Annotated in this window: 15 protein-coding genes; 6 read left to right on the top strand and 9 right to left on the bottom strand. The window is 64.0% G+C overall.

Features of this window, described 5'->3' with window-relative positions:
* The 3 genes from LO50_RS00695 to glgB all read left to right on the top strand — a co-directional run.
* A partial coding sequence (locus LO50_RS00695) for an alpha-1,4-glucan--maltose-1-phosphate maltosyltransferase (RefSeq protein WP_044313782.1) occupies window positions 1-1823 on the top strand: 1823 nt, incomplete at its 5' end.
* A 137-nt stretch (window positions 1824-1960) separates the two neighbouring features.
* Window positions 1961-5287 carry a maltose alpha-D-glucosyltransferase gene (treS, locus tag LO50_RS00700; RefSeq protein WP_044313783.1) on the top strand — a complete coding sequence of 1109 codons (3327 nt, stop codon included), beginning with the start codon at window positions 1961-1963 and terminating at the stop codon, window positions 5285-5287.
* Complete coding sequence (gene glgB / locus LO50_RS00705) at window positions 5280-7493, top strand: 1,4-alpha-glucan branching protein GlgB (protein ID WP_044313784.1); 2214 nt, start codon at window positions 5280-5282, stop codon at window positions 7491-7493. Before treS ends, glgB begins: the two co-directional genes overlap by 8 nt.
* Window positions 7494-7875: 382 nt before the next feature.
* Here glgB and LO50_RS00710 read toward each other — a convergent pair whose 3' ends face one another.
* From LO50_RS00710 to LO50_RS00730, 5 genes are all read right to left on the bottom strand, one after another.
* Window positions 7876-8883: a lysylphosphatidylglycerol synthase domain-containing protein gene (locus LO50_RS00710; RefSeq protein ID WP_041013765.1), complete on the bottom strand. Its 1008-nt coding sequence runs from the start codon at window positions 8881-8883 to the stop codon at window positions 7876-7878.
* Complete coding sequence (clsB, locus tag LO50_RS00715) at window positions 8880-10124, bottom strand: cardiolipin synthase ClsB (RefSeq protein WP_014820201.1); 1245 nt, start codon at window positions 10122-10124, stop codon at window positions 8880-8882. The genes LO50_RS00710 and clsB overlap by 4 nt, the downstream gene beginning before the upstream one ends.
* Complete coding sequence (locus tag LO50_RS00720; protein ID WP_044313785.1) at window positions 10121-10924, bottom strand: endonuclease/exonuclease/phosphatase family protein; 804 nt, start codon at window positions 10922-10924, stop codon at window positions 10121-10123. The genes clsB and LO50_RS00720 overlap by 4 nt, the downstream gene beginning before the upstream one ends.
* Complete coding sequence (locus LO50_RS00725) at window positions 10921-11838, bottom strand: DUF72 domain-containing protein (RefSeq protein WP_044313786.1); 918 nt, start codon at window positions 11836-11838, stop codon at window positions 10921-10923. The genes LO50_RS00720 and LO50_RS00725 overlap by 4 nt, the downstream gene beginning before the upstream one ends.
* 268 nt (window positions 11839-12106) lie before the next feature.
* Complete coding sequence (locus tag LO50_RS00730; protein ID WP_044313787.1) at window positions 12107-13027, bottom strand: LysR family transcriptional regulator; 921 nt, start codon at window positions 13025-13027, stop codon at window positions 12107-12109.
* 103 nt (window positions 13028-13130) lie between these two features.
* Here LO50_RS00730 and LO50_RS00735 point away from each other — a divergent pair, with 103 nt between their 5' ends.
* Genes LO50_RS00735 through LO50_RS00745 form a run of 3 tightly spaced genes read left to right on the top strand, consistent with a single transcriptional unit; the run spans window position 13131 to window position 15619 of the window.
* Window positions 13131-13964, top strand: a complete 834-nt coding sequence (locus LO50_RS00735; protein ID WP_044313791.1) for a DODA-type extradiol aromatic ring-opening family dioxygenase — start codon at window positions 13131-13133, stop codon at window positions 13962-13964.
* Window positions 13965-13974: 10 nt separating this feature from the next.
* A complete protein-coding gene (locus tag LO50_RS00740; RefSeq protein ID WP_014820206.1) occupies window positions 13975-14769 on the top strand; it encodes an SDR family NAD(P)-dependent oxidoreductase in 795 nt (264 codons plus the stop codon).
* The gene (locus LO50_RS00745) at window positions 14753-15619 is read left to right on the top strand and encodes a DUF2218 domain-containing protein (RefSeq protein ID WP_014820207.1); all 867 of its coding nucleotides are present in this window, start codon (window positions 14753-14755) and stop codon (window positions 15617-15619) included. Before LO50_RS00740 ends, LO50_RS00745 begins: the two co-directional genes overlap by 17 nt.
* Window positions 15620-15622: 3 nt before the next feature.
* On the opposite strand, the gene LO50_RS00750 is transcribed toward LO50_RS00745, so the two are convergent.
* From LO50_RS00750 to LO50_RS00765, 4 genes are all read right to left on the bottom strand, one after another.
* Entirely contained in the window at window positions 15623-16492 is an 870-nt protein-coding gene (locus LO50_RS00750) for a M23 family metallopeptidase (RefSeq protein WP_014820208.1), read from the bottom strand.
* Window positions 16493-16682: 190 nt separating this feature from the next.
* The gene (gene glgX, locus LO50_RS00755) at window positions 16683-18833 is read right to left on the bottom strand and encodes a glycogen debranching protein GlgX (RefSeq protein ID WP_044313788.1); all 2151 of its coding nucleotides are present in this window, start codon (window positions 18831-18833) and stop codon (window positions 16683-16685) included.
* Window positions 18834-18931: 98 nt separating this feature from the next.
* Window positions 18932-19285 carry a DUF2934 domain-containing protein gene (locus LO50_RS00760; protein ID WP_044313789.1) on the bottom strand — a complete coding sequence of 118 codons (354 nt, stop codon included), beginning with the start codon at window positions 19283-19285 and terminating at the stop codon, window positions 18932-18934.
* On the bottom strand, window positions 19282-20879 hold a 1598-nt coding region (locus LO50_RS00765; protein ID WP_044313790.1), incomplete at its 5' end, for a malto-oligosyltrehalose synthase. The genes LO50_RS00765 and LO50_RS00760, both read right to left, overlap by 4 nt.

Here is a 20879-nt window from a genome sequence, read left to right on the forward strand (position 1 = left end):
CCGTGTGCTGGCGTGAGAAAGGCGAAACCAGCTGGCGGCGGGCACGGCTGAAGTTGCTCGGCAACGACGCCTGGCAAGGCCAGTTCACGCCCACCCAGGTCGCCGAGCACGAGTTCGTCATCGAGGCCTGGTGGGATGTGTTCGAGAGCTATCGCTACGAGCTGTCGAAGAAGCACACGGCCGGCGTTCCGGTGCATCTTGAGCTTGAAGAAGGGCGTCTGCTGCTGGAGAAGGCCACCGCCCGCGCCCAGGGCGAGAACCGCGCGGTGCTTGACGATCTGCTGCACCGCCTCGGCATGGCGCATAGCGATGACGAGCGCGTGTCACTGCTGCTCGCACCGGAGACGGCCGTGGCGATGGCTGCCGCAGACCCACGCGAGCACTGCAGCCGCAGCCGTGTGTATCCGCTGGACGTGGAACGCCCGTTGGCGCAGTTCGCCAGCTGGTACGAGCTGTTCCCGCGCTCGGAGACCGACGATCCCAATCGCCACGGCACCTTCCGCGATGTGCACAAACGTCTGCCGGCGATTCGCGACATGGGCTTCGACGTGCTGTATTTCCCACCGATCCACCCGATCGGTCGCCAGCACCGCAAGGGCCCGAACAACAGCCTGCACGCCGGCCCGAACGATCCGGGCAGTCCCTATGCCATCGGCAGCGAAGAGGGCGGCCACGACGCCATCCATCCCGAGCTGGGCACGCTGGATGATTTCCGCGAGCTGGTCGCAGCGGCTCGCGAGCATGGCCTTGAGATCGCCCTGGATTTCGCCATCCAGTGCTCGCAGGACCACCCCTGGCTGAAAGAGCACCCGGGCTGGTTCTCCTGGCGCCCGGACGGCACGATCAAATACGCCGAGAACCCGCCGAAGAAGTATCAGGACATCGTCAACGTCGACTTCTATGCCGAAGATGCCATGCCAGACCTCTGGCTGGCACTGCGTGACGTGGTCTGGCACTGGGTGGAGCAGGGCGTGAAGGTGTTCCGGGTCGACAACCCGCACACCAAGCCGCTGCCGTTCTGGGAGTGGCTGATCGCCGATATCCGCGAGCGCGACCGCGACGTGATGTTCCTCTCCGAGGCCTTCACTCGCCCCGGCATGATGGCGCGTCTGGGCAAGATCGGTTACAGCCAGAGCTACACCTACTTCACCTGGCGCAACACCAAGGCCGAACTGAGCGAGTACCTCACCGAACTGAACGAGCCGCCGCTGCGCGACTGCTACCGGCCCAACTTCTTCGTCAACACGCCGGACATCAATCCGTTCTTCCTGCAGGACTCTGGCCGCGCCGGGTTCCTGATCCGCGCCGCGCTGGCGACCATGGGCTCGGGGCTATGGGGCATGTACTCGGGCTTCGAGCTATGCGAGTCGGCGGCGATTCCGGGCAAGGAAGAGTATCTGGACTCGGAGAAGTACCAGATTCGCGTCCGCGACTACCACGCACCGGGCAACATCATCGCCGAGATCGCCCAGCTCAACCGCATCCGACGGCAGAACCCGGCACTGCAGACGCACCTGGGTTTCAAGGCCTACATGGCCTGGAACGACAACATCCTCTACTTCGGCAAGCGCACACCAGACCTGTCGAACTTCATTCTGGTGGCCATCAGTCTCGATCCGCACAACGCTCAGGAAGCGAATTTCGAGTTGCCGCTGTGGGAGCTCGGCCTGCCGGATGACGCCCATACCCAGGGCGAGGACCTGATGAATGGCCATCGCTGGACCTGGTACGGCAAGACTCAGTGGATGCGGATCGAACCCTGGCATCTGCCGTTCGGCATCTGGCGCCTGACCGCACAGGAGCCGGACCCGGACCTCAAGTAAATTCTCGGGCGCCAGCTTTTAATTCATTAAAATCATACGTTTATGACGCTTTGTTGATGTGAATTCAGCTGCTGCTCTGCCGTTGCCTAATGCGCCGATCCGGCCTGGGCCTTCACACCGCGACAGGAATGAAGAACATGGCAAAACCGCGCAAACCCGCCGCTTTTATCAAGGACCCGCTCTGGTACAAGGACGCGGTGGTGTATCAGGTGCACCTGAAGTCCTTCTACGACTCGAACAACGACGGAGTCGGTGACTTCCCCGGCCTGATCGAGAAACTGGATTACATCGCCGACCTTGGGGTGAACACCATCTGGCTGCTGCCGTTCTATCCGTCGCCGCGGCGTGACGATGGTTACGACATCGCCGATTACCGTGGTGTGCATCCGGAATACGGCAGCATGGCCGACGCTCGGCGCTTCATCGCCGAGGCGCACAAGCGCGGATTGCGGGTGATCACCGAACTGGTCATCAACCACACGTCCGACCAGCACCCCTGGTTCCAGCGCGCGCGCAAGGCGAAGAAGGGCTCGGCAGCGCGGGATTTCTACGTCTGGTCGGATACCGACAAGAAGTACGACGGCACACGGATCATCTTTCTCGACACCGAGAAATCCAACTGGACATGGGACCCGGTGGCCAAGCAGTACTTCTGGCACCGCTTCTATTCGCACCAGCCGGACCTCAACTTCGACAACCCGCAGGTGATGAAGGCCGTGCTGGCGGTGATGCGCTACTGGCTGGACATGGGCATCGACGGTCTGCGCCTGGACGCGATTCCCTATCTGGTCGAGCGCGACGGCACCAACAACGAGAACCTGCCGGAAACCCACGCGGTGCTCAAGGCGATCCGAGCCGAGATCGACGCCAACTATCCCGACCGCATGCTGCTGGCCGAAGCCAACCAGTGGCCGGAAGACACCCAGCTGTATTTCGGCGGCGAAGACGGCGGGCCGGGTGACGAATGCCACATGGCCTTCCACTTCCCGCTGATGCCGCGCATGTACATGGCGATCGCCCAGGAGGACCGCTTCCCGATCACCGACATCCTGCGCCAGACCCCGGATATCCCGGAGAACTGCCAGTGGGCGATCTTCCTGCGCAACCACGATGAGCTGACGCTGGAGATGGTGACCGACAAGGAGCGCGACTACCTGTGGAACTACTACGCCTCGGACAAGCGCGCACGGATCAACCTGGGCATACGCCGGCGCCTGGCGCCACTGCTGGAGCGTGATCGCCGGCGGATCGAGTTGCTCAACAGCCTGCTGCTCTCGATGCCCGGTACTCCGGTGATCTACTACGGCGACGAGATCGGCATGGGCGACAACATCTTCCTTGGCGACCGCGACGGCGTACGCACGCCGATGCAGTGGTCGGTGGACCGCAACGGCGGCTTCTCTCGCGCTGATCCACCGAACCTGGTGTTGCCGCCGGTGATGGACCCGCTCTACGGCTACTACACGATCAACGTCGAGGCCCAGCAGCGCGATCCGCATTCGCTGCTCAACTGGACGCGGCGGATGCTGACCATCCGCAAGCAGTTCAAGGCCTTCGGCCGTGGCACCCTGAAGATGCTCGCGCCGAGCAACCGCCGCATCCTCGCCTACATGCGCGAATTCACCGGAGCGAACGGCGAAACCGAGATCATTTTCTGCGTCGCCAACGTCTCGCGTTCGGCCCAGGCCGCAGAACTGGAAATGTCGCAGTACGCCGGCATGGTGCCGGTGGAGATGGTCGGCGGCAGTGCCTTCCCGCCCATCGGTCAGCTGCCGTATCTGCTGACCTTGCCGCACTACGGCTTCTACTGGTTCCAGCTCGCGCTGACCAACCAGATGCCGAGCTGGCACCAGGAGCCGGTGGACACCATGCCGGACTTCCAGACGCTGGTACTCAAGCGCCTGGATACCCTGACCGCCGCCAACCGGCGCATTCTGGAAACCGAAGCGCTACCGGCCTATCTGCCGAAACGGCGCTGGTTTGCCGCCAAGGACGTGGCAATCGAGTCGGTCCGCATCAGCTACTGCGTGCCATTCGGCGACCCGAATCGCCCGGTTCTGCTCAGCGAGCTTTGCGTGGAATCCGCCGGGCGCAGCGATCTGTACCAGCTGCCGCTGGGTTTTCTGGCCGAGACCGAATTCGAGGTCGCATTGCCGCAGCAACTGGCCCTGGCGCGGGTACGCCGTGGGCCGCAGGTCGGCCTGATGACCGATGCCTTCGCCCTCGAGCAGTTCAGCGCCGCGGTCATTCAGGGCCTGCGCGACGAGCTGGTGCTGCCTTGCAACGACGGTGAGATCCGCTTCGTGCCGATGCCGCAACTGGCCGACCTGCAATTGCCGGCGCACCCCGAGGTGCGCTTCATCTCTGCGGAGCAGTCGAACAGCTCGGCGATCATCGACAACAAGGTGATGATCAAATTGCTCCGTCGCGTGGCACCGGGCGTCCACCCTGAACTGGAAATGGGCGGTTTCCTCACTGAACGCGGTTTCGCCCATATCTCCGGCATGCTCGGTCAGGTCAGCCGGATCAACAAGCAGGGCGAGCCGGTTGCCCTGATGGTGATCCAGCACTTCCTCGACAGCCAGGGCGATGCCTGGGTGTGGACGCTGAACAACCTCGACCGCGCGGTGCGTGACGAAATCGCGGGTGGCGTGTCGATGCACGAGAACCAGTTCAGCGCCCTCGACGAACTGCAGGCCTTCAACCGCCTGCTCGGCCAGCGGCTCGGCGAGATGCACATGGCGCTTGCCACGCAGACCGAAGATCCGGCCTTCGCCTACGAAAGCACCAGCAAGGCCGCCGCCAAGCAGTGGGAGCAGAGCGTCAGCGCGCAGCTGGAACAGGCCCTGCAGCGCCTCGAGGAACATCGCTCGAGCTTCGATCGCAAGGAGGCTACTGCGCTCGGCCAACTGCTGGCGCGGCGCGACAAGCTGCTCGAACAAGTGCAACGTCTGGCTGCTAGAACCGTTGGTGGCGTTCGGACCCGTGTCCACGGCGACCTGCACCTCGGCCAGGTGCTGGTGGTGCAGGGTGATGCCTACTTCATCGACTTCGAAGGGGAGCCGGCCCGCTCGCTGGATGAGCGGCGCGCCAAACATAGTCCGCTCAAGGATGTCTCAGGGCTGCTGCGTTCGTTCGAGTACGCCGCGGCCATGACCATCCGCGGTGCGCAGATCAGCGACAGTACGCCCGAGGCCGATCAGGCGCGGCAGCGTATCGCGGCGAGTTACCAGAGCAGTGCGCAGGCGGCCTTCCTCGAAGCCTACCGCGAGGCCACCGCCGAGTTGCCGCACGACTGGCGCGACGCGGATGGCGCGAATGCTGCACTGCTGCTGTTCAGCCTGGAAAAATGCGCTTACGAGATCGTTTACGAAGCGGAGAACCGACCAACCTGGTTGCCCGTCCCGCTACAGGGATTGCTGGCCCTGGCACAACAGCTTTTCGATGGAGGCTCCAATGACTGATCGTCCGGTTCTGACCATGCCAGGGGAAACCCTGATGCCCAGCGACGCCGATGTAGACGCCCTGGTGCGAGCCGAGCATGGCAACCCGTTTTCCATTCTCGGGCCGCATCCTGACGGCGGGGGAATCGTGATTCGCGCCTACCTGCCCAATGCCCTGGGTGCCGAAGTGCTCGACCGCGATGAGCAACTGCTTGCCGTGATGGAGCAGGGGCAGGTGCCCGGATTCTTCTTTATCCGCCTGCCACATCAGCAACCCTACCTGCTGAAGATTCGCTGGGCCGGCGGCGAGCAGATCACTGAAGACCCCTACAGCTTCGGTCCGCAACTGGGCGAGCTGGACATGCACCTGTTTTCCGAAGGCAATCACCGGCAGATCGGCCGGGTATTCGGCTCGCAGGTGCTGGAAGTGGACGGTGTGCAGGGCGTGCGCTTCGCCGTGTGGGCGCCCAACGCGCGCCGAGTGTCGATAGTCGGCAGCTTCAATGGCTGGGACGGTCGCCGTCATCCGATGCGGCTGCGCTTTCCGTCCGGCGTGTGGGAGTTGTTCATCCCTCGCCTGCAGCCGGGCGATACCTACAAGTACGAGATTCTCGGACCGAACGGCATCCTGCCGCTCAAGGCCGACCCGATCGCCCTGGCAACCGAGCACCCGCCGGGCACCGCTTCGGTCATAGCCCGGCCGCTGGACTACCAGTGGAAGGACCATGGCTGGTTGCAGCAGCGCGCCGCGCGCCAGTCGGTCAAGGCGCCGATGAGCATCTACGAGCTGCATGCGGGCTCCTGGCGACGTGACGGTGGTGACGATGGCCGCCTGTACGACTGGCACGAACTGGCCGAGCGCCTGATCCCCTACGTAGTGGACATGGGTTTCACCCACATCGAGCTGATGCCGATCATGGAGCATCCCTTCGGTGGCTCATGGGGCTACCAGCTGCTCTCGCAGTTCGCGCCGAGTGCGCGCTACGGCAACGCCCATGATTTCGCCGAGTTCGTCGACGCCTGCCATAACGCCGGCATCGGTGTGATCCTCGACTGGGTGCCGGCGCACTTTCCCACCGACGCCCATGGCCTGGGCGAATTCGACGGCACCGCGCTGTACGAATACGCACACCCGTTCGAGGGCTTCCATCAGGACTGGGATACCTACATCTACAACCTCGGCCGCACCGAGGTGCACGGCTTCATGCTCGCTTCGGCGCTGCACTGGCTGCGCGAATTCCACGTCGATGCCCTGCGTGTCGATGCGGTGGCTTCGATGCTCTATCGCGACTATTCGCGCAAGGACGGCGAGTGGATTCCGAACCGCCATGGCGGGCGCGAGAACCTCGAGGCGATCGACTTCCTGCGCCATCTGAACGACGTGGTGGCCACGGAAACCCCTGGTGCGCTGGTGATCGCCGAGGAATCGACAGCCTTTCCGGGCGTCAGCAAGCCTACCAGCGAAGGTGGCCTCGGCTTCTCCTACAAGTGGAACATGGGCTGGATGCACGACTCGCTGAAGTACATCCAGGAAGACCCGATCAATCGGCAGTACCACCACGACAAGATGACCTTCAGCATGGTCTACGCCTATTCCGAGCACTTCGTCCTGCCGATTTCCCACGACGAAGTGGTCCACGGCAAAGGCTCGCTGGTCGACAAGATGCCCGGGGATCGCTGGCAGAAGTTCGCCAACCTGCGCGCCTACTTGTCGTTCATGTGGACGCACCCGGGCAAGAAGCTGCTGTTCATGGGCAGCGAGTTCGGCCAGTGGCGCGAGTGGAACCATGATCGCGAGCTGGACTGGCATCTGCTCGAAGAGGCCGATCACCGTGGCGTGCAGAACCTGGTGCGCGATCTGAACCGGCTGTACAGCCAGGAACCGGCGTTGCACGAATTGGACAGCGACCCGCAGGGCTTTCAGTGGCTGATCGGCGATGATCGCGCCAACAGCGTGTTCGCCTGGCTGCGCAAGAGCTCGACAGGGCATCCGCTGCTGGTGGTTGCCAACTTCACGCCGGTGGTACGTGAGGCCTACCGCATCGGCGTTCCGGTGGACGCCAAGTGGCTGGAGGTCTTCAACAGCGACGCGGCCTGCTACGGCGGCTCGAACACCGGCAACGGCGGCGGCATGCTCGCCGAGCCGATCGAGAGCCACGGCGAGAAGGTCTCGCTGTCACTGACCCTGCCGCCGCTCGGCGTGCTGGTACTGCGGCCGCAGGTGTAAGGCTGCCGCGCTGAAGAGCGCCGCTCGGGACAACCTGAGCGGCGTTTTTTTTTGCGGGTAGGGCATCCGCTTTATCGCGGCTTGTGCGCTCTAAGGCACTTGCAGAGCGATGCGCTAGGCTGCACCGCGATGGTCACGGTCTAGCACTCATTGAGTGTGTGCCTTGGAGGACGCGTTGCGGATTCCAACTAGCGGTCAAGCCCACTGCCACTGCCACGGACGCTGCGGCGAGCCTGTCGTGGATTGAGCTGCTGACAGAACCGACCGGTGAGGCAGTGCCACCGTGGCTCCGTTCAAGTATCCGCCTTTGTAGCAGCGGGCCCTGGCCGCGAACGGAGCACATCTCGAATCGCGGTCTTCCCGGAAATTGCTTCGCTGACCCTCAGCCCGTTTCCTGGGAGACGGTCTGCTGGTCGCCGGCCTGGTTGCTGCTGCGCAATTTCTTCGCCCGGGCTTCGAGCACCACATAGACGAGGGTGGCGAACAGCAGCGGGATCAGGAAGTAGATCACCCGGTAGCCGATCAGGCCGCCGACGATGGCGCCTTTGCTCATCTCGTCGGCGAGCATCGCCACGAATACCGCCTCGATGACACCGAGGCCGGCCGGGATGTGGGTGACCACGCCGGCAATGCTGCTGATCATCAGGATACCCAGCACTTCGGGGTAGGCGGCCTTCTGGGAGAGCATGAAGTACACCACCAGCGCCATGAGTGACCAGTTGGCCGCGCCCAGCACCAGCTGGATCAGCGCCAGGCGCAGCGAAGGCAGTTGAATCTCGTGGCCGCGTATGGTCCACGAGCGGCGCTTGGAGAAGCCGCACAGCCATAGATACACCATGCAGGCGACCAACAGCCCAGCGCCAAGTCCCCGCAGGGCGGTGAAGCCGATTTCCCAGCTGGCCGGCGGTTTGATCCAGCCCATGGCGAAGATCATTCCGGCCAGCCACATATAACCCAGCCAGTTGGTCAGGACGCTCATGGTGAACACCCGCGTGATCTGCGAGGGCTTCAGGCCCAAGCGCGAATACAGTCGGAAACGCAAGGCGATGCCGCCGACCCAGGCGCTCAGGTTGAGATTGAAGGCGTAGCAGACGAAGGTGACCGGCAGGATCTGTCGGATCGGCAGGTCATGCCGTGCATAGCCTTTACCCAGCACGTCGAAGAAGCAGTAGACAAGGTAGCTTCCAAACGCGGCCGCGCCGGCCATCCACAGCGTCTGCGCCTGGTAGTTGCGCAGGGTCTTGTAGACCTCTGCCCAGTCGAGGTTGCGCGCAAGGCCGATCAGCAGGCCGACGATCAGGGCGAAGAAGACGTAGGTGAGGATCTTCTTGATCAGTGGCCAGCGCCGGCGCCAGCCGCTTTTTGCCTCGGCCTGGTTGGTCTGGCTCATTGGTGGTCTCGCTGCAGGGGGGAGGGCACGGGATCGAGTGGGCGGGTGGTGTCCGGATCGATCAGCTCCAGGCGCGGCTTGTGCTCGGGGAACAGGCTGACCAGTCCCGGGAAGTGCCGCAGGAAGTGGAAGATCAGAAAGGCCAGCGGCGCACGCCACCAGAATCCGCGGACGATCCGCTCCAGCGGAATACGCCGGCAGTCGGTCTGCAGCAGGTGATCGAGGCGCTCGTGCAGGTGGCGGTTGAACACATGATCACGAATGATCAGGTTGGCCTCCAGATTGAGCGACAGGCTCAGCGGATCGAGGTTGCTCGAGCCGACTGTGGACCACTCGTAGTCGGCCAGCGCGACCTTGCCATGCAGCGGGCGGCGGCAGTACTCGTGGATCTCCACGCCGTCGCGCATCAGGTAGTTGTAGAGCATGCGCGCGCCGAACTTGGCGATGGGCATGTCCGGCTCGCCCTGAAGGATCAGCCGCACCCGCACTCCGCGCCGCGCGGCGTTGCGGATTTCCCGCAATACACGATAACCGGGGAAGAAATAGGCGTTTGCAATCAACAACCTGGAGCGAGCATCTCGAATCGCTTGCAGGTAGTGCTGCTCGATGTCGTTGCGGTGCTGGTCGTTGTCGCGGATGACGAACAACGCCCGCGCCTCGCCACGGCTGACGCCACCGTAACCCGGCGTCTGATGACGCATGCGCCGCCGCCACCAGCGATGGGTCGGCTTGTCCGGTGCGATCTGCGCCAGTGCGAAGTGGTGGATATCACGCACCACGGGACCTTCCACCTGCAGGGCATAGTCCTGCTTGGCGGCCGGGCCGAAGTCACCCAGGTGATCGGCGGAGAAGTTGATGCCGCCGATGAAGGCGACCTCGCCATCGACCACGACGATCTTGCGATGCATGCGCCGGAACACGTTGAGCCGGCGGCCGAGTAGGCGCTTGCCGGGATCGAACATGTGAATACGCACGCCGACCCGGGTCATGGCGGTGACGAAATCACCGCACAGGTCCGCCGAGCCGTAGCCGTCCACAGTCACATCGACGCTGGCGCCGTTTTCCGCGGCGGCGATCAGCGCTTTCTGCAGCTCCGCGCCTACCTTGTCCTGGAACAGGATGAAGGTTTCCAGCAGCACTTCTTTCTTGGCCTGGGCGATGACCTCGAACACTCGAGGAAAGAACTCTTCGCCGTTTTCCAGTAACTGAAGGCGATTCCCGTCTCTCCAGTGGTAACTCATAGATGTATCTCCACCGCTAGGGGCAGATGATCTGACAAGTGCGTCCAGGGTTTGTTACCGAGGATTCGCGCATCGTGGCTGCTGGCATTGCGCACATAGATGCGGTCCAGGCGCAGCATCGGCCAGCGTGCCGGGAAGGTTTTCGCCACCTGACCCTGGGAAACGGCGAAGACCTCATGCAGGCCAGCACAGCGGTCCAGGGTCCTGGTGGCCTTGAGTCGCCAGTCGTTGAAGTCTCCCGCGACCACCACCGGCGCACCTTCGGGCAGCGAGTCGAGCAGGTTGCAGAGCAGTTCCAGCTGCTGCTGACGGTGCGACTCGCGCAGCCCAAGGTGTACGCAGATCGCGTGAAACTCGTCGTGCCCCGGCACCTGCAGCACGCTATGCAATAGGCCGCGGCGTTCCGGGCCGGCGATGGAAATGTCGAGGTTCTCGTAGCGGATGATCGGAAACTTCGACAGCACGGCGTTGCCATGGTCGCCGTCCGGGTAGACCGCGTTGCGGCCGTAGGCGAAATCGGTCCAGATGCTGTCGGCCAGAAACTCGTACTGTGGCGTGGACGGCCAGTTGTGAAAGCGCAACGCGTGCTTGTCGTGGGTGCCAAGAACTTCCTGCAGGAACACCACATCCGCCGAGACGCTGCGCACCGCTTCACGCAGCTCGGGGAGGATGAAGCGACGGTTGAGTGCGGTGAAGCCCTTGTGCGTATTGACCGTGAGAATGCGGATCGAATTGACCGCTGTCGCCATGTGGGCATCGAGGTCGGCGCTTTCGATCGGGTGATTTTTGTCCAGAGTCAAACCATTGCTCCTTCCAGTTGGCCAGGCGTGGCCTGCAGGTGTTCATCCAGGCCGAGCCGGCGCAGCAGTTGCCGCGCGTCATAGGGCGCGCGAACCTTCACGTCGTTGTCGAAATAGCAGTACACCGCGCGGGATTTGCGCGGCCGCGGCTTGCGCGGGCTGGTCAGTCGCGCGTCATCGGGCTGGTCGCCGTCGCTCCAGCGCTGGATGCGTTGACACCAGTGGTCCAGCGCGGCATCGGTGTAACCGCTGGTATAGAGCTCCTCGGCGCCATGCAGGCGGATGTAGACGAAGTCGCTGGTGAGGTCTTCTAGGTGCGGCCACTTGCCGGCGGTGTCTGCCACCACCAGCGCGACCCGGTACTTGCGCAGCAGGTCGATGAATTCGGGCTCGGCGAAACTGGCGTTGCGGATTTCCACCGCGTGCCGCATCGGCCGCTTGCGGTCGATGGACAGGTAGCTGCGCCCCTCCATGCGGGGCTCGCATCCTTTGGCGATGGCCAGCGCGGCTTCGGTGTCGTGGGGCAGCTGGCGAAGGAAAGTCTCGAACAGTTCCGCATCGAATTTGAACGAAGGCGGGAACTGCCAGAGGATCGGCCCGAGTTTTTCCTTGAGCTGGAAGATTCCCGAAGCGAAGAAGTTGGCGATCGGTTTCTCCACGTCGTTAAGACGGCGTACGTGGGTGATGTAGCGCGGCCCCTTGATGCTGAAAACGAAGCCCTTTGGCGTATCGGCGTACCAGTCGGCATAGCGCTCCGGGGTCTGCAGCGAATAGAACGAGCCATTGATCTCGATGCTGCTCAACGCGCGCGAGGCGAACTGCAGTTCCTTCTTCTGCGTCAGCCCCTTGGGGTAGAAATCGCCACGCCAGGGCGCGTAACGCCAGCCGGATATGCCGATATGAATGTTCGCCATGGGCCGGCCCTACCGTGCAATCAGGACAGACGAGGCGCGTGCCGGATTACTGGCGGCGGTAGCTGCTACGCAGGGCGTTGCACCGGTAATGGGGTTGACCGCTTTCATAACCACTCCAATTCGCCCAGACAGGTGCGCAATCGCCGATACGCACATCTGTTCCGACTTTTGCGCGCAGTAGCGGTTCACCTTTTCTATCGCGGTGGTGGCAGTTTTAGCGTGCGGGCTGCGCTCTGGACCGTGGTCTTGCGGCTGAAGTAGAGCGGATTCAGCCCGACGACAGGCTCCACGGCAGGTCAGCGGAAAATGCGTCGACCAGATAATCGATCATCACCCGGACCTTGGCCGGAGGACGTCGATCGGGCGGGTAGACCACGTGAATTCCACCAAGCTCGACGCACGGCTGATCCAGCTCGAGGGCGACCAGTTCACCGCTGCGCAACGCTTTGGCGACAATGAACTGCGGCTGGTAGATCACACCCTGTCCACCGACCGCGGCGGCCACCAGGGCTTCACCGTTGTTGGCGACCAGGTCGCCGTTGACTGCGATCCGCACTTCGGAATTGCGACCGAACGGCCAGACCTTGCCCGCGGCGAGGCTCGCCAGGCTGTAGCCGAGACAGTTGTGCTGCCCCAGGTCGGCGACGCTGCGCGGCACGCCTCGCTCATCCAGATAGCGCGGCGCGGCACAGACCAATAATGGGGAATCGGCAAGCTGGCGGGCCTGCATGGGACTGTCCTGCAGCCTGCCAATGCGAACGGCCATGTCCCAGCCGCCATCGATCAGGTCGATCCGGCTGTCGGTCAGGCCGAGTTCCACTTTCACCGCGGGATGGCGACGGCTGAACTCCGGAATGAGCGGGGCGATGAATTGCGTGCCGAACGTCAGCGGCACATTCATGCGCAACAGCCCGGTGGCCTCGATCCGCTGCGACGCAACGCTGGCCTCGGCTTCCTCTATCTCCGGGAGGATGCGCTGGCAGGCCTCCAGATAGTTGCTGCCGGCCTCGGTCAGGCTCAGGCGGCGGGTGCTGCGGTGGAACAACTTGACCCCGAGCCGGGCCTCTAGCGCATCGACATGCTTGCTGGCCATCGCTGGCGACATTTCCAGATGGCGCGCCGCCGCCGAGAGGCTGCCAGCCGTGGCAGCGCGGGCGAATACGCGCATGCCAGTGATTCTGTCGAGCATCGCGGTTCCTACTCTTGGTTAAAACTGTCTGTGCTTTTTAGCAGGTTCTCTCACTAGTGAGTGTAGGTCATGCTTTGTCGCACGTCCTTCAGGGAGCCCGATGATGATTGCCAGTGATCCTGCTACCGATCGAACCATGCCGACGCTGTTCGTGCCGCATGGCGCCGGGCCTTGCTTCTTCATGGAGTGGAACCCGCCGACCGCCTGGAACGCCATGGCTGATTTCCTCAGGGGCATCGCCGCGACACTGCCGGCGAAACCGACGGCCATCGTGCTGATTTCCGGGCACTGGCTGCAGCCGACGTTCAGCGTCACCAGCGCTGCGCGGCCGGCATTGGTCTACGACTATCACGGCTTTCCACCGCACACCTATGAGCTGCGCTATCCGGCTGCAGGTGAGCCGCGGCTGGCTGCGCGTATCGCCGGTCTGCTCGAAGACGCTTCGCTCGGTGGCCATGAGGACGTACAGCGCGGCTTCGACCACGGCATGTTCATCCCGCTGAAGCTGATGTTTCCCGACGCGGATATCCCGGTGGTGCAGCTTTCGTTGCGCAGCGACCTCGACCCGCAGGCACATATCGAGGCCGGTCGTGCCTTGCAGGGCTTGCGCAAGGACGGGGTGCTGATCGTCGGCAGTGGCATGAGTTTTCACAACATGCGTGGTTACGGTGATGCGCGCTTCACGCCGATTTCCGCCGAGTTCGATCACTGGCTGAGCGCTGCGGTCGAAGCCGCACCGGCACAGCGCGATCACGCGTTGCAGCACTGGGAACAGGCGCCATCGGCGCGGCTCTGCCATCCGGCGCGCGCCGAAGAGCATCTGCTGCCGCTGCTGGTCGCCGTCGGAGCGGCGGGGCAATCGAGCGGGCGCAAGCTGTTCGGCGACCGGGTCATGGAGACCGAGCTATCCGCATACGGTTTTGGTTACGACGACTGAGGAGCAGGCAATGCATATCGATCTATCGGGCAAGAAGGCCATCGTCACCGGTTCCACCGACGGCATCGGCCTGGCCATCGCCATCGGCCTGGCCAAGGCGGGCGCCAGCGTGGTGCTGGTGGGCCGCGAGCAGGGGCGCCTGGACGCGGCGCTGGCACAGCTGCGTGAAAGCAGCGGTCGCGCCGATGCCGTCGGCGTGGTTGCCGATGCCGGCACCGCGGCGGGCTGCCAGACGCTGATCGCCGCCCAGCCGGAGGCGGACATTCTGGTCAACAACCTCGGCATCTACGGCGCCCGGCCGTTCTTCGAGATCGGCGACGAGGAGTGGCAGCAGATATTCGAGGTGAACGTGCTCAGCGGCGTGCGCCTGTCGCGGCATTACGCCCGCGGCATGCAGGCGCGCGGTTGGGGGCGCATCCAGTTCATCTCCAGCGAATCGGCGCTGAACATCCCGGCGGAAATGGTCCACTACGGCGTCAGCAAGGCCGCGCTGCAGGGCGTCTCGCGCGGGCTGGCCAAGGTACTGGCCGGCAGCGGCGTGACCGTCAACAGCATCCTGCCGGGGCCGACGCGCACCCATGGCGCGCTGGCGATGATGGCGGCGATGGCCGAGGAGCGCGGCGTGTCGGTGAGCGAGATGGAAGCGCTGTTCCTCAAGGAAAACCGCCCCTCGACGCTGCTCAAGCGCTTTGCCACGCCCGAGGAAGTGGCCAACCTGTGCGTCTATGCAGCCTCGCCGCAGGCGAGCGCGACGACCGGCGCGGCACTGCGTGTCGAAGGAGGCATCGTTGAAAGCATCGCCTGAGCTGCACTACCCGTGCAGCAGCGCCGCCACGGTGGCGACCGCCAATCCGTCGCGGCTGATCAACCGGCTGTGCAAGCACTGGGCGCACAAATTCCCGGTGCGCCACGACGAGCAGGGCGGCGAGATCACCCTCGGCATCGGCGAGTGTCGCTTGCGCGCCGCCGAGGCTGGCCTGGAGGTCCGCCTGCACGCCGCTAACCCCGCACAGCTGCGGCAACTGCAACAGGTGGTCGCCGAGCATCTTCTGCGCATGGCGTCCGGCGAGGCCCTGGTGTTCGCCTGGCATGCCGGCGCCGGCGCCGGCGCGGCACCGGCCGAGGAGCGAAACAGGCTGCATGACACGCGCGAACGCTACGGCAGGATCAGCCGTGGCTTCCATTGGCTGATGGCCGGACTGATCGTCTGGCAGTTCCTCAAGCTCGGCGACCGCATCGACGAAGGCGAGCACTGGATCGGTCAGACACTGGTGCCCTGGCACATCTCCATCGGCGCCTTGTTGCTGGTGCTGGTGGTGCTGCGTGTGGTCTGGGCGTCGGCTCAGCGCGGGCGACGTCCGTTGCCGGACCCAGCCACGGCCGTGCTGGTCAAGGGCGGCCATCTGGCGCTGTACGCCTGCATGCTGTTGCTGCCGGTCAGCGGCATCCTGTTCATGCTCGGCAATGGCTACGGGCTGGAGGTGTTCGGCGTGCAGCTGGCAGCGAAAGGGCCGGAAATCGCCTGGGCGGCGTCGCTGGGCAGCATCCATTCGCCGCTCGCCTGGCTGACCGTGCTGCTGGTGGTCGGCCACGCCGGCATCGCGCTGCTGCATCACCTCATTCGGCGTGACGGTGTGCTGCAACGCATGCTGTGAGCGTTACGGCTCGCTCATCGCGAAGTTCGGCAGCGAATCGACCGGCTGGGCGAAACGGAAGGGGATGGACGCCAGTTCGTCCCCGATTTTTTTCTGCACCACGAAGTGCAGGTGCGGCCCGGTGCTGCGCCCGGTGTTGCCGGAGTCGCCCAGGCGAGTGCCGACCTTGACCTGCTGACCGGGGCGCACCTGCAACGAGCCACGGCGCAGGTGCAGGTAGGCGCTGTGGGTGCCGTCGGCATGCTCGATGCGCACGTAGTTGCCGGCCGGATCGGGAAAACGTCCGCGCTGACCATCACGCACCTTCACCACCGTTCCGGCGCGCGCCGCTACGATCGGTGTGCCCACCGGCATGGCGATATCCACCGCGTAGCGGCCCTTGGTGGTGTTGTGGCTGTAGTCGCCGCCGGCGCCCTGGGAGATGCGGAACGGCCCGCCTTTCCAGGGCAGGGCATAGGCGTGCCCGCCGACGTGGCCGCCGGCCATGCGCCGCGCCGGATCGGGCGCATAGATCATTCCGTAGCTGAAACTGTGGCGGTACATCAGCGGATAGCCGACCTGGCGCTTGACCAGCGTCGCCACGCGCAACTGGCTGCGCGGCGGCACCGTCTTGCGGATCACACCGTCGCGCAGCCCGGCCACATTGACCAGCCGGCTCAGACGCAGCGTGGCTTCGACCGGCACGTCCAGCTCGTTGCGCACATCCAGCACCTTGCCGGAGCGTGTGGGGTTGACCAGCAGGCGCACCGTGGCGGCGCGATTGCTCGGAACTTCGATGGGTTTCGCCGCGCTGCTGGCCGTCGCGGCGCTCGGTGCGAGGGTGGTGCCCAGCGCGAGCAGCAGCGCCAGGGCAAAGGGTCGGATTGCGTACATGGGCCTGTGATCCGTCACGAAAAGGACTGTTCGCCTGCCTCTGGCAGGTGAATCGGGTGGTCGCCACGGCGTTCGAGGGTGCGAGGCGGCCACAGGTTCACTGCCATACGTCGTGAAGTCGGTTCAGCCAGTGACGCGCGGAACGTCGAGCGGGCTGACGAACCCGCTCATCCGCGCGCCCGGCGCCGGCTCATTCGTCTTCCTTGATCAGCTCCAGCAACAGCAGCGAACGTCCGGTCACCGCGTATTCGTCGTTGAAGTCGAAACGCTCCGGGCGCACCAGCGGCTGGTTGGTGTCGATCAGGCGATTCCAGAAGATCCCTTGCGGCACCTCCGGCAGGGTGAAGTTCACCAGGTCATGATGCGCGTTTACGATGATCAGCAGCGTTGCGTCGGAGCCTGCACGTCGGATGCCCGTGGGCTGGGCTCGACCGTCAAGCAGCATGCCCATGCAGCGGTTGTGTGCGTCCTCCCACTGCTCGATGGACATTTCCTCCGCATTCGGCGCCAGCCAGGTCACGTCCTTCACACCGAGCTCTTCGTGGTAGGCGCCGACCAGAAAGCGCCCACGGCGAAGCATGGGGAAGCGCTGGCGCAAGCGGATCAGCTTACGAGCGAAACCCAGCAGGCCGTAGCTGTCTTCGCTGATTTCCCAGTTGACCCAGCCGATCTCGCTGTCCTGGCAATAGGCATTGTTGTTACCGTGCTGTGTTCGGGCGAACTCGTCACCGGCGACGATCATCGGCGTGCCCTGGGAGAACAGCAGCGTGGCGAGGAAATTGCGCATCTGCCGATAGCGCAGCTCGTTGATCTCCGGGTCGTCTGTATGGCCTTCGACGCCATGGTTCCACGACAGGTTGTTGTCGCTGCCGTCGCGGTTGTCTTCGTCGTTGTCCTCGTTGTGCTTGTGGTTGTAGGACACCAGGTCCTTCAACGTGAAGCCGTCATGGGCGGTGACGAAGTTGATCGAGCTGAACGGACGTCGCCCGCGCTGGTTGAACAGGTCGCCGGAGCCGGTGAGACGGCTGGCGAAATCAGCCAGCTGGCCGTCGTCGCCTTTCCAGAACGAGCGCACCGTATCGCGGAACTGGTCGTTCCACTCGGCCCAGCCCGGCGGGAAACCGCCAACCTGATAGCCGCCAGGGCCGCAGTCCCAGGGCTCGGATATCAATTTGGTCTTGGCCAGCACCGGGTCCTGGCGACAGGCGACGAGGAAGCCGTGGCGCTCGTCGAAACCGTCATGCTCGCGGCCGAGAATGGTCGCCAGATCGAAGCGGAAGCCATCCACGTGCATCTCGGTCGCCCAGTAGCGCAGCGAGTCGGTGACCATCTGCAGTACGCACGGGTGGCTCATGGCGAGCGTGTTGCCTGTGCCGGAATCATTGATGTAGTAGCGTTTGTCGTCCGGCATCAGGCGGTAGTACGAGGCGTTGTCGATGCCGCGCATGGAGAGGGTCGGGCCGCGCTCGTTACCCTCGGCGGTGTGGTTGTAGACCACGTCGAGAATCACCTCGAGGTCGGCGTTGTGCAGGTGCGCGACCATCTCCTTGAATTCGGTGATCTTGCCGCTGGCCAGATACTTGGGGTGCGGCGCGAAGAAGGCGATGCTGTTGTAGCCCCAGTAGTTGGCCATGCCTTTTTCGAGCAGATGCTGGTCTTGCACGAAGGCATGGATCGGCAGCAGCTCGATCGAGGAGACGCCAAGCTTGCGGATGTAGTCGATCACTTCCGGCGTCTTGAAGCCGGCGAAGGTGCCGCGCACATCGTCCGCTACCGCCGGATGGCGCATGGTGTAACCGCGCACGTGGGTCTCGTAGATGATCGTCTTGTCCCAGGGCACCTGCACGGGGTGATCGCGGCCCCAGGTAAAGGCCGGATCGATGATCTTGCACTTGGGCACGAAGGGTGCGCTGTCGCGCTCGTCAAAGCTGAGATCGCCGTCAGGGTGGCCAATGGTGTAGCCGAACAGCGCTTCGGACCATTTCAGCTCGCCTACCAGTTGCTTGGCATAGGGGTCGATCAGCAGCTTGTTCGGGTTGAAACGATGGCCGTTCTCCGGGTCGTACGGACCGTATACGCGGTAGCCGTAGATCTGCCCGGGATGCGCATCCGGCAGGTAGCCGTGCCAGATCTCATCGGTGTACTCGGGTAACTCGATACGCTCGAGTTCGACCTCACCGCTGGAGTCGAACAGACAAAGCTCAACCTTGGTGGCATGGGCGGAGAAAATGGCGAAATTGACACCCAGGCCGTCCCAGGTTGCCCCGAGCGGGAAGGGCAAGCCCTCGCTGATCCTGGACGGGGTCGTAACCTGCGGCACGTAGGGCTTCTTCTTACTCATGAAATCTCCAAAGGCGGATTCCGGATGGCGTGCCGAGGCGGGTGTCGGCGCGAACGATCATTCGACCGATCCCACGCCGACAAGATGCCTGCCGCCGGTCAGCTTTCCTTCTTTGCCCGCGAGGTGCGTGTTTTCTTGATGGTTTCGGGGGTGCCGGCCTTGGCATCGGTGCCAGCCTTGGGTGCAGCACGGCTCGCGCGGGGCTTGGCCGCCGGTGCGTCCTTCGCATCCTTAACGTCCTTGGTCTTGCTCTTGGCTTTGGGTGTGGCATCGGTGGGTTTGGTGGCGGTCTTGCGTGGGCGGCTGGCAGGCTTGGCATCGGCAGCGCCGTATTCGGCCTCGACCAGCTTGCGCGCCATTGCCCAATGGCGCTCATCTTCCCCTTCCGGGCAACCCTCGGATTGCCAGATCTGATAAGCGAACTCGCGGATACGTTGCTCTTCTGAACTCATTGTTGGGATTCTCCATTTGCGGTCATAGACGTATGCAGGACGGCCGCCGATAGTCCGTCCAGAACGCGCGCAACCTCTAGGCTGGCTTGTTGGGATGAGACTGTCGTTCCGTCGAAAAGTCGCTCGAATTCACTACCGTTTAGCGCCTCGGGCAGTTCGATCCGGGTGTTGCCCCAGCGCTGCGCCGGAATGCTCGGTACTCCACGATCCCCCAGCAGATCCGCTGCCAGCCGCGGCACCACGACTACCACCCACTCGCCTTCCAGCTCGCGGGCGAATGCCAGCAGCTGCTCGGCCTGCTCGCCAGAAACCGCAAGCGGCAGATAGCGGCCTTCGCTGAACAGCCGCGGGTAGCGTCGACGCAGCTGCAGTGTGCGGCGGATCACAGCTTGCTTGATGCGACCGTCGTGCCAGCTTTGCAGCAGCTCATCGAGCGAGGCCGCGCTGGCGAGGCTGTGCTGCCGTGCAGTGAAGTCCACCGGCCGTCGGTTGTCGGGATCGACCAGGCTGAAGTCCCAGTACTCGGCGCCCTGATAGAGGTCGGGCACGCCGGGGGTGGTCATGCGCAGCAGACTTTGCACAAGGCTGTTCAACGCACCGGCAGGGGCCAGTTCGGCAGCGGCCGCAGCGATATCGTCCCGTAATGGTGCACCTTCGTCAGCGAGCAGCAGGTACTCGACGTGCTGGCGGCAGGCGCTTTCGTAATCGCTGTTGGGGTCGCTCCAGGTGGTGCGCAGCTTGGCCTCGCGCAGGGCTTTCTCCTGCCATTGCAGGATGCGTGTGCAGTACTGCTCCACCGCCGCCTGGTCGTCCACCCGCAGCTCCAGCGGCCAGCTGCCGAGCAGAATCTGGAACAGCATCAGCTCATCGCCGGGCGAGGGCGCCGCACCATCGCCAAGCTGCTGGATTCGGCTGGCGGTCATCTCGCGCCAGCGCCGCACCTTGCCGGCAAACCATTCGGCGCGCTCGCTGATTACCGCGATGCGCGCGCGGGTATCTTCGCCACGCTTATGGTCGTGGGTCGCGGTGGTCAGCATGTTGCGCGGGAAGTGCTCGGCGCGTTGTAGGCACTCGTCGTGGAATGCCTGCAATGGCGCGCTGAAGTGCTGTGGGTCGAAACCGACATCATTGCGCGACAGTAGAATGCCGGAGCGGTAGCAGGCGGTATCCTCGACGGCCTTTGCCGCAGCCGGTGAGGTTAGCTGCTGGAAGCGTGTGCAGGCGTAGCGACGAATCTTGCGCAGGCTACGCGGCAGTTGCCGCAGGCTTTCGCCGCCGAGCCAGCGCTGCAGATGCTCGAGCAACGGCCAGTCGGCCTCGCTCAAGGTCGTCTTCGCGCCGTCCAGCGCCTGCTGGAAGAACGGCTCATCGGCCTCGCGGCGGCCCGGTGCGGCAATGTAGGTGCGATACACCGGGAAGTGAATGATCAGCTCCAGCAGGGCGCGGCGAATCGCGCCGAGGGTGATGTCGCGGGTCATCACGTCGCCGCGGGCGACCTGCAAAAGCGACAGGGCGACGGTTTCGAAGTCGCCTGCCAGCGGGCCAGCCAGCACCAGCTGGCGAGCCTGGCGAGCCTCTTCAATGAAATCCGTGG

The organism is Stutzerimonas stutzeri (genome assembly GCF_000935215.1).
In the GTDB taxonomy this organism is placed as follows: domain Bacteria; phylum Pseudomonadota; class Gammaproteobacteria; order Pseudomonadales; family Pseudomonadaceae; genus Stutzerimonas.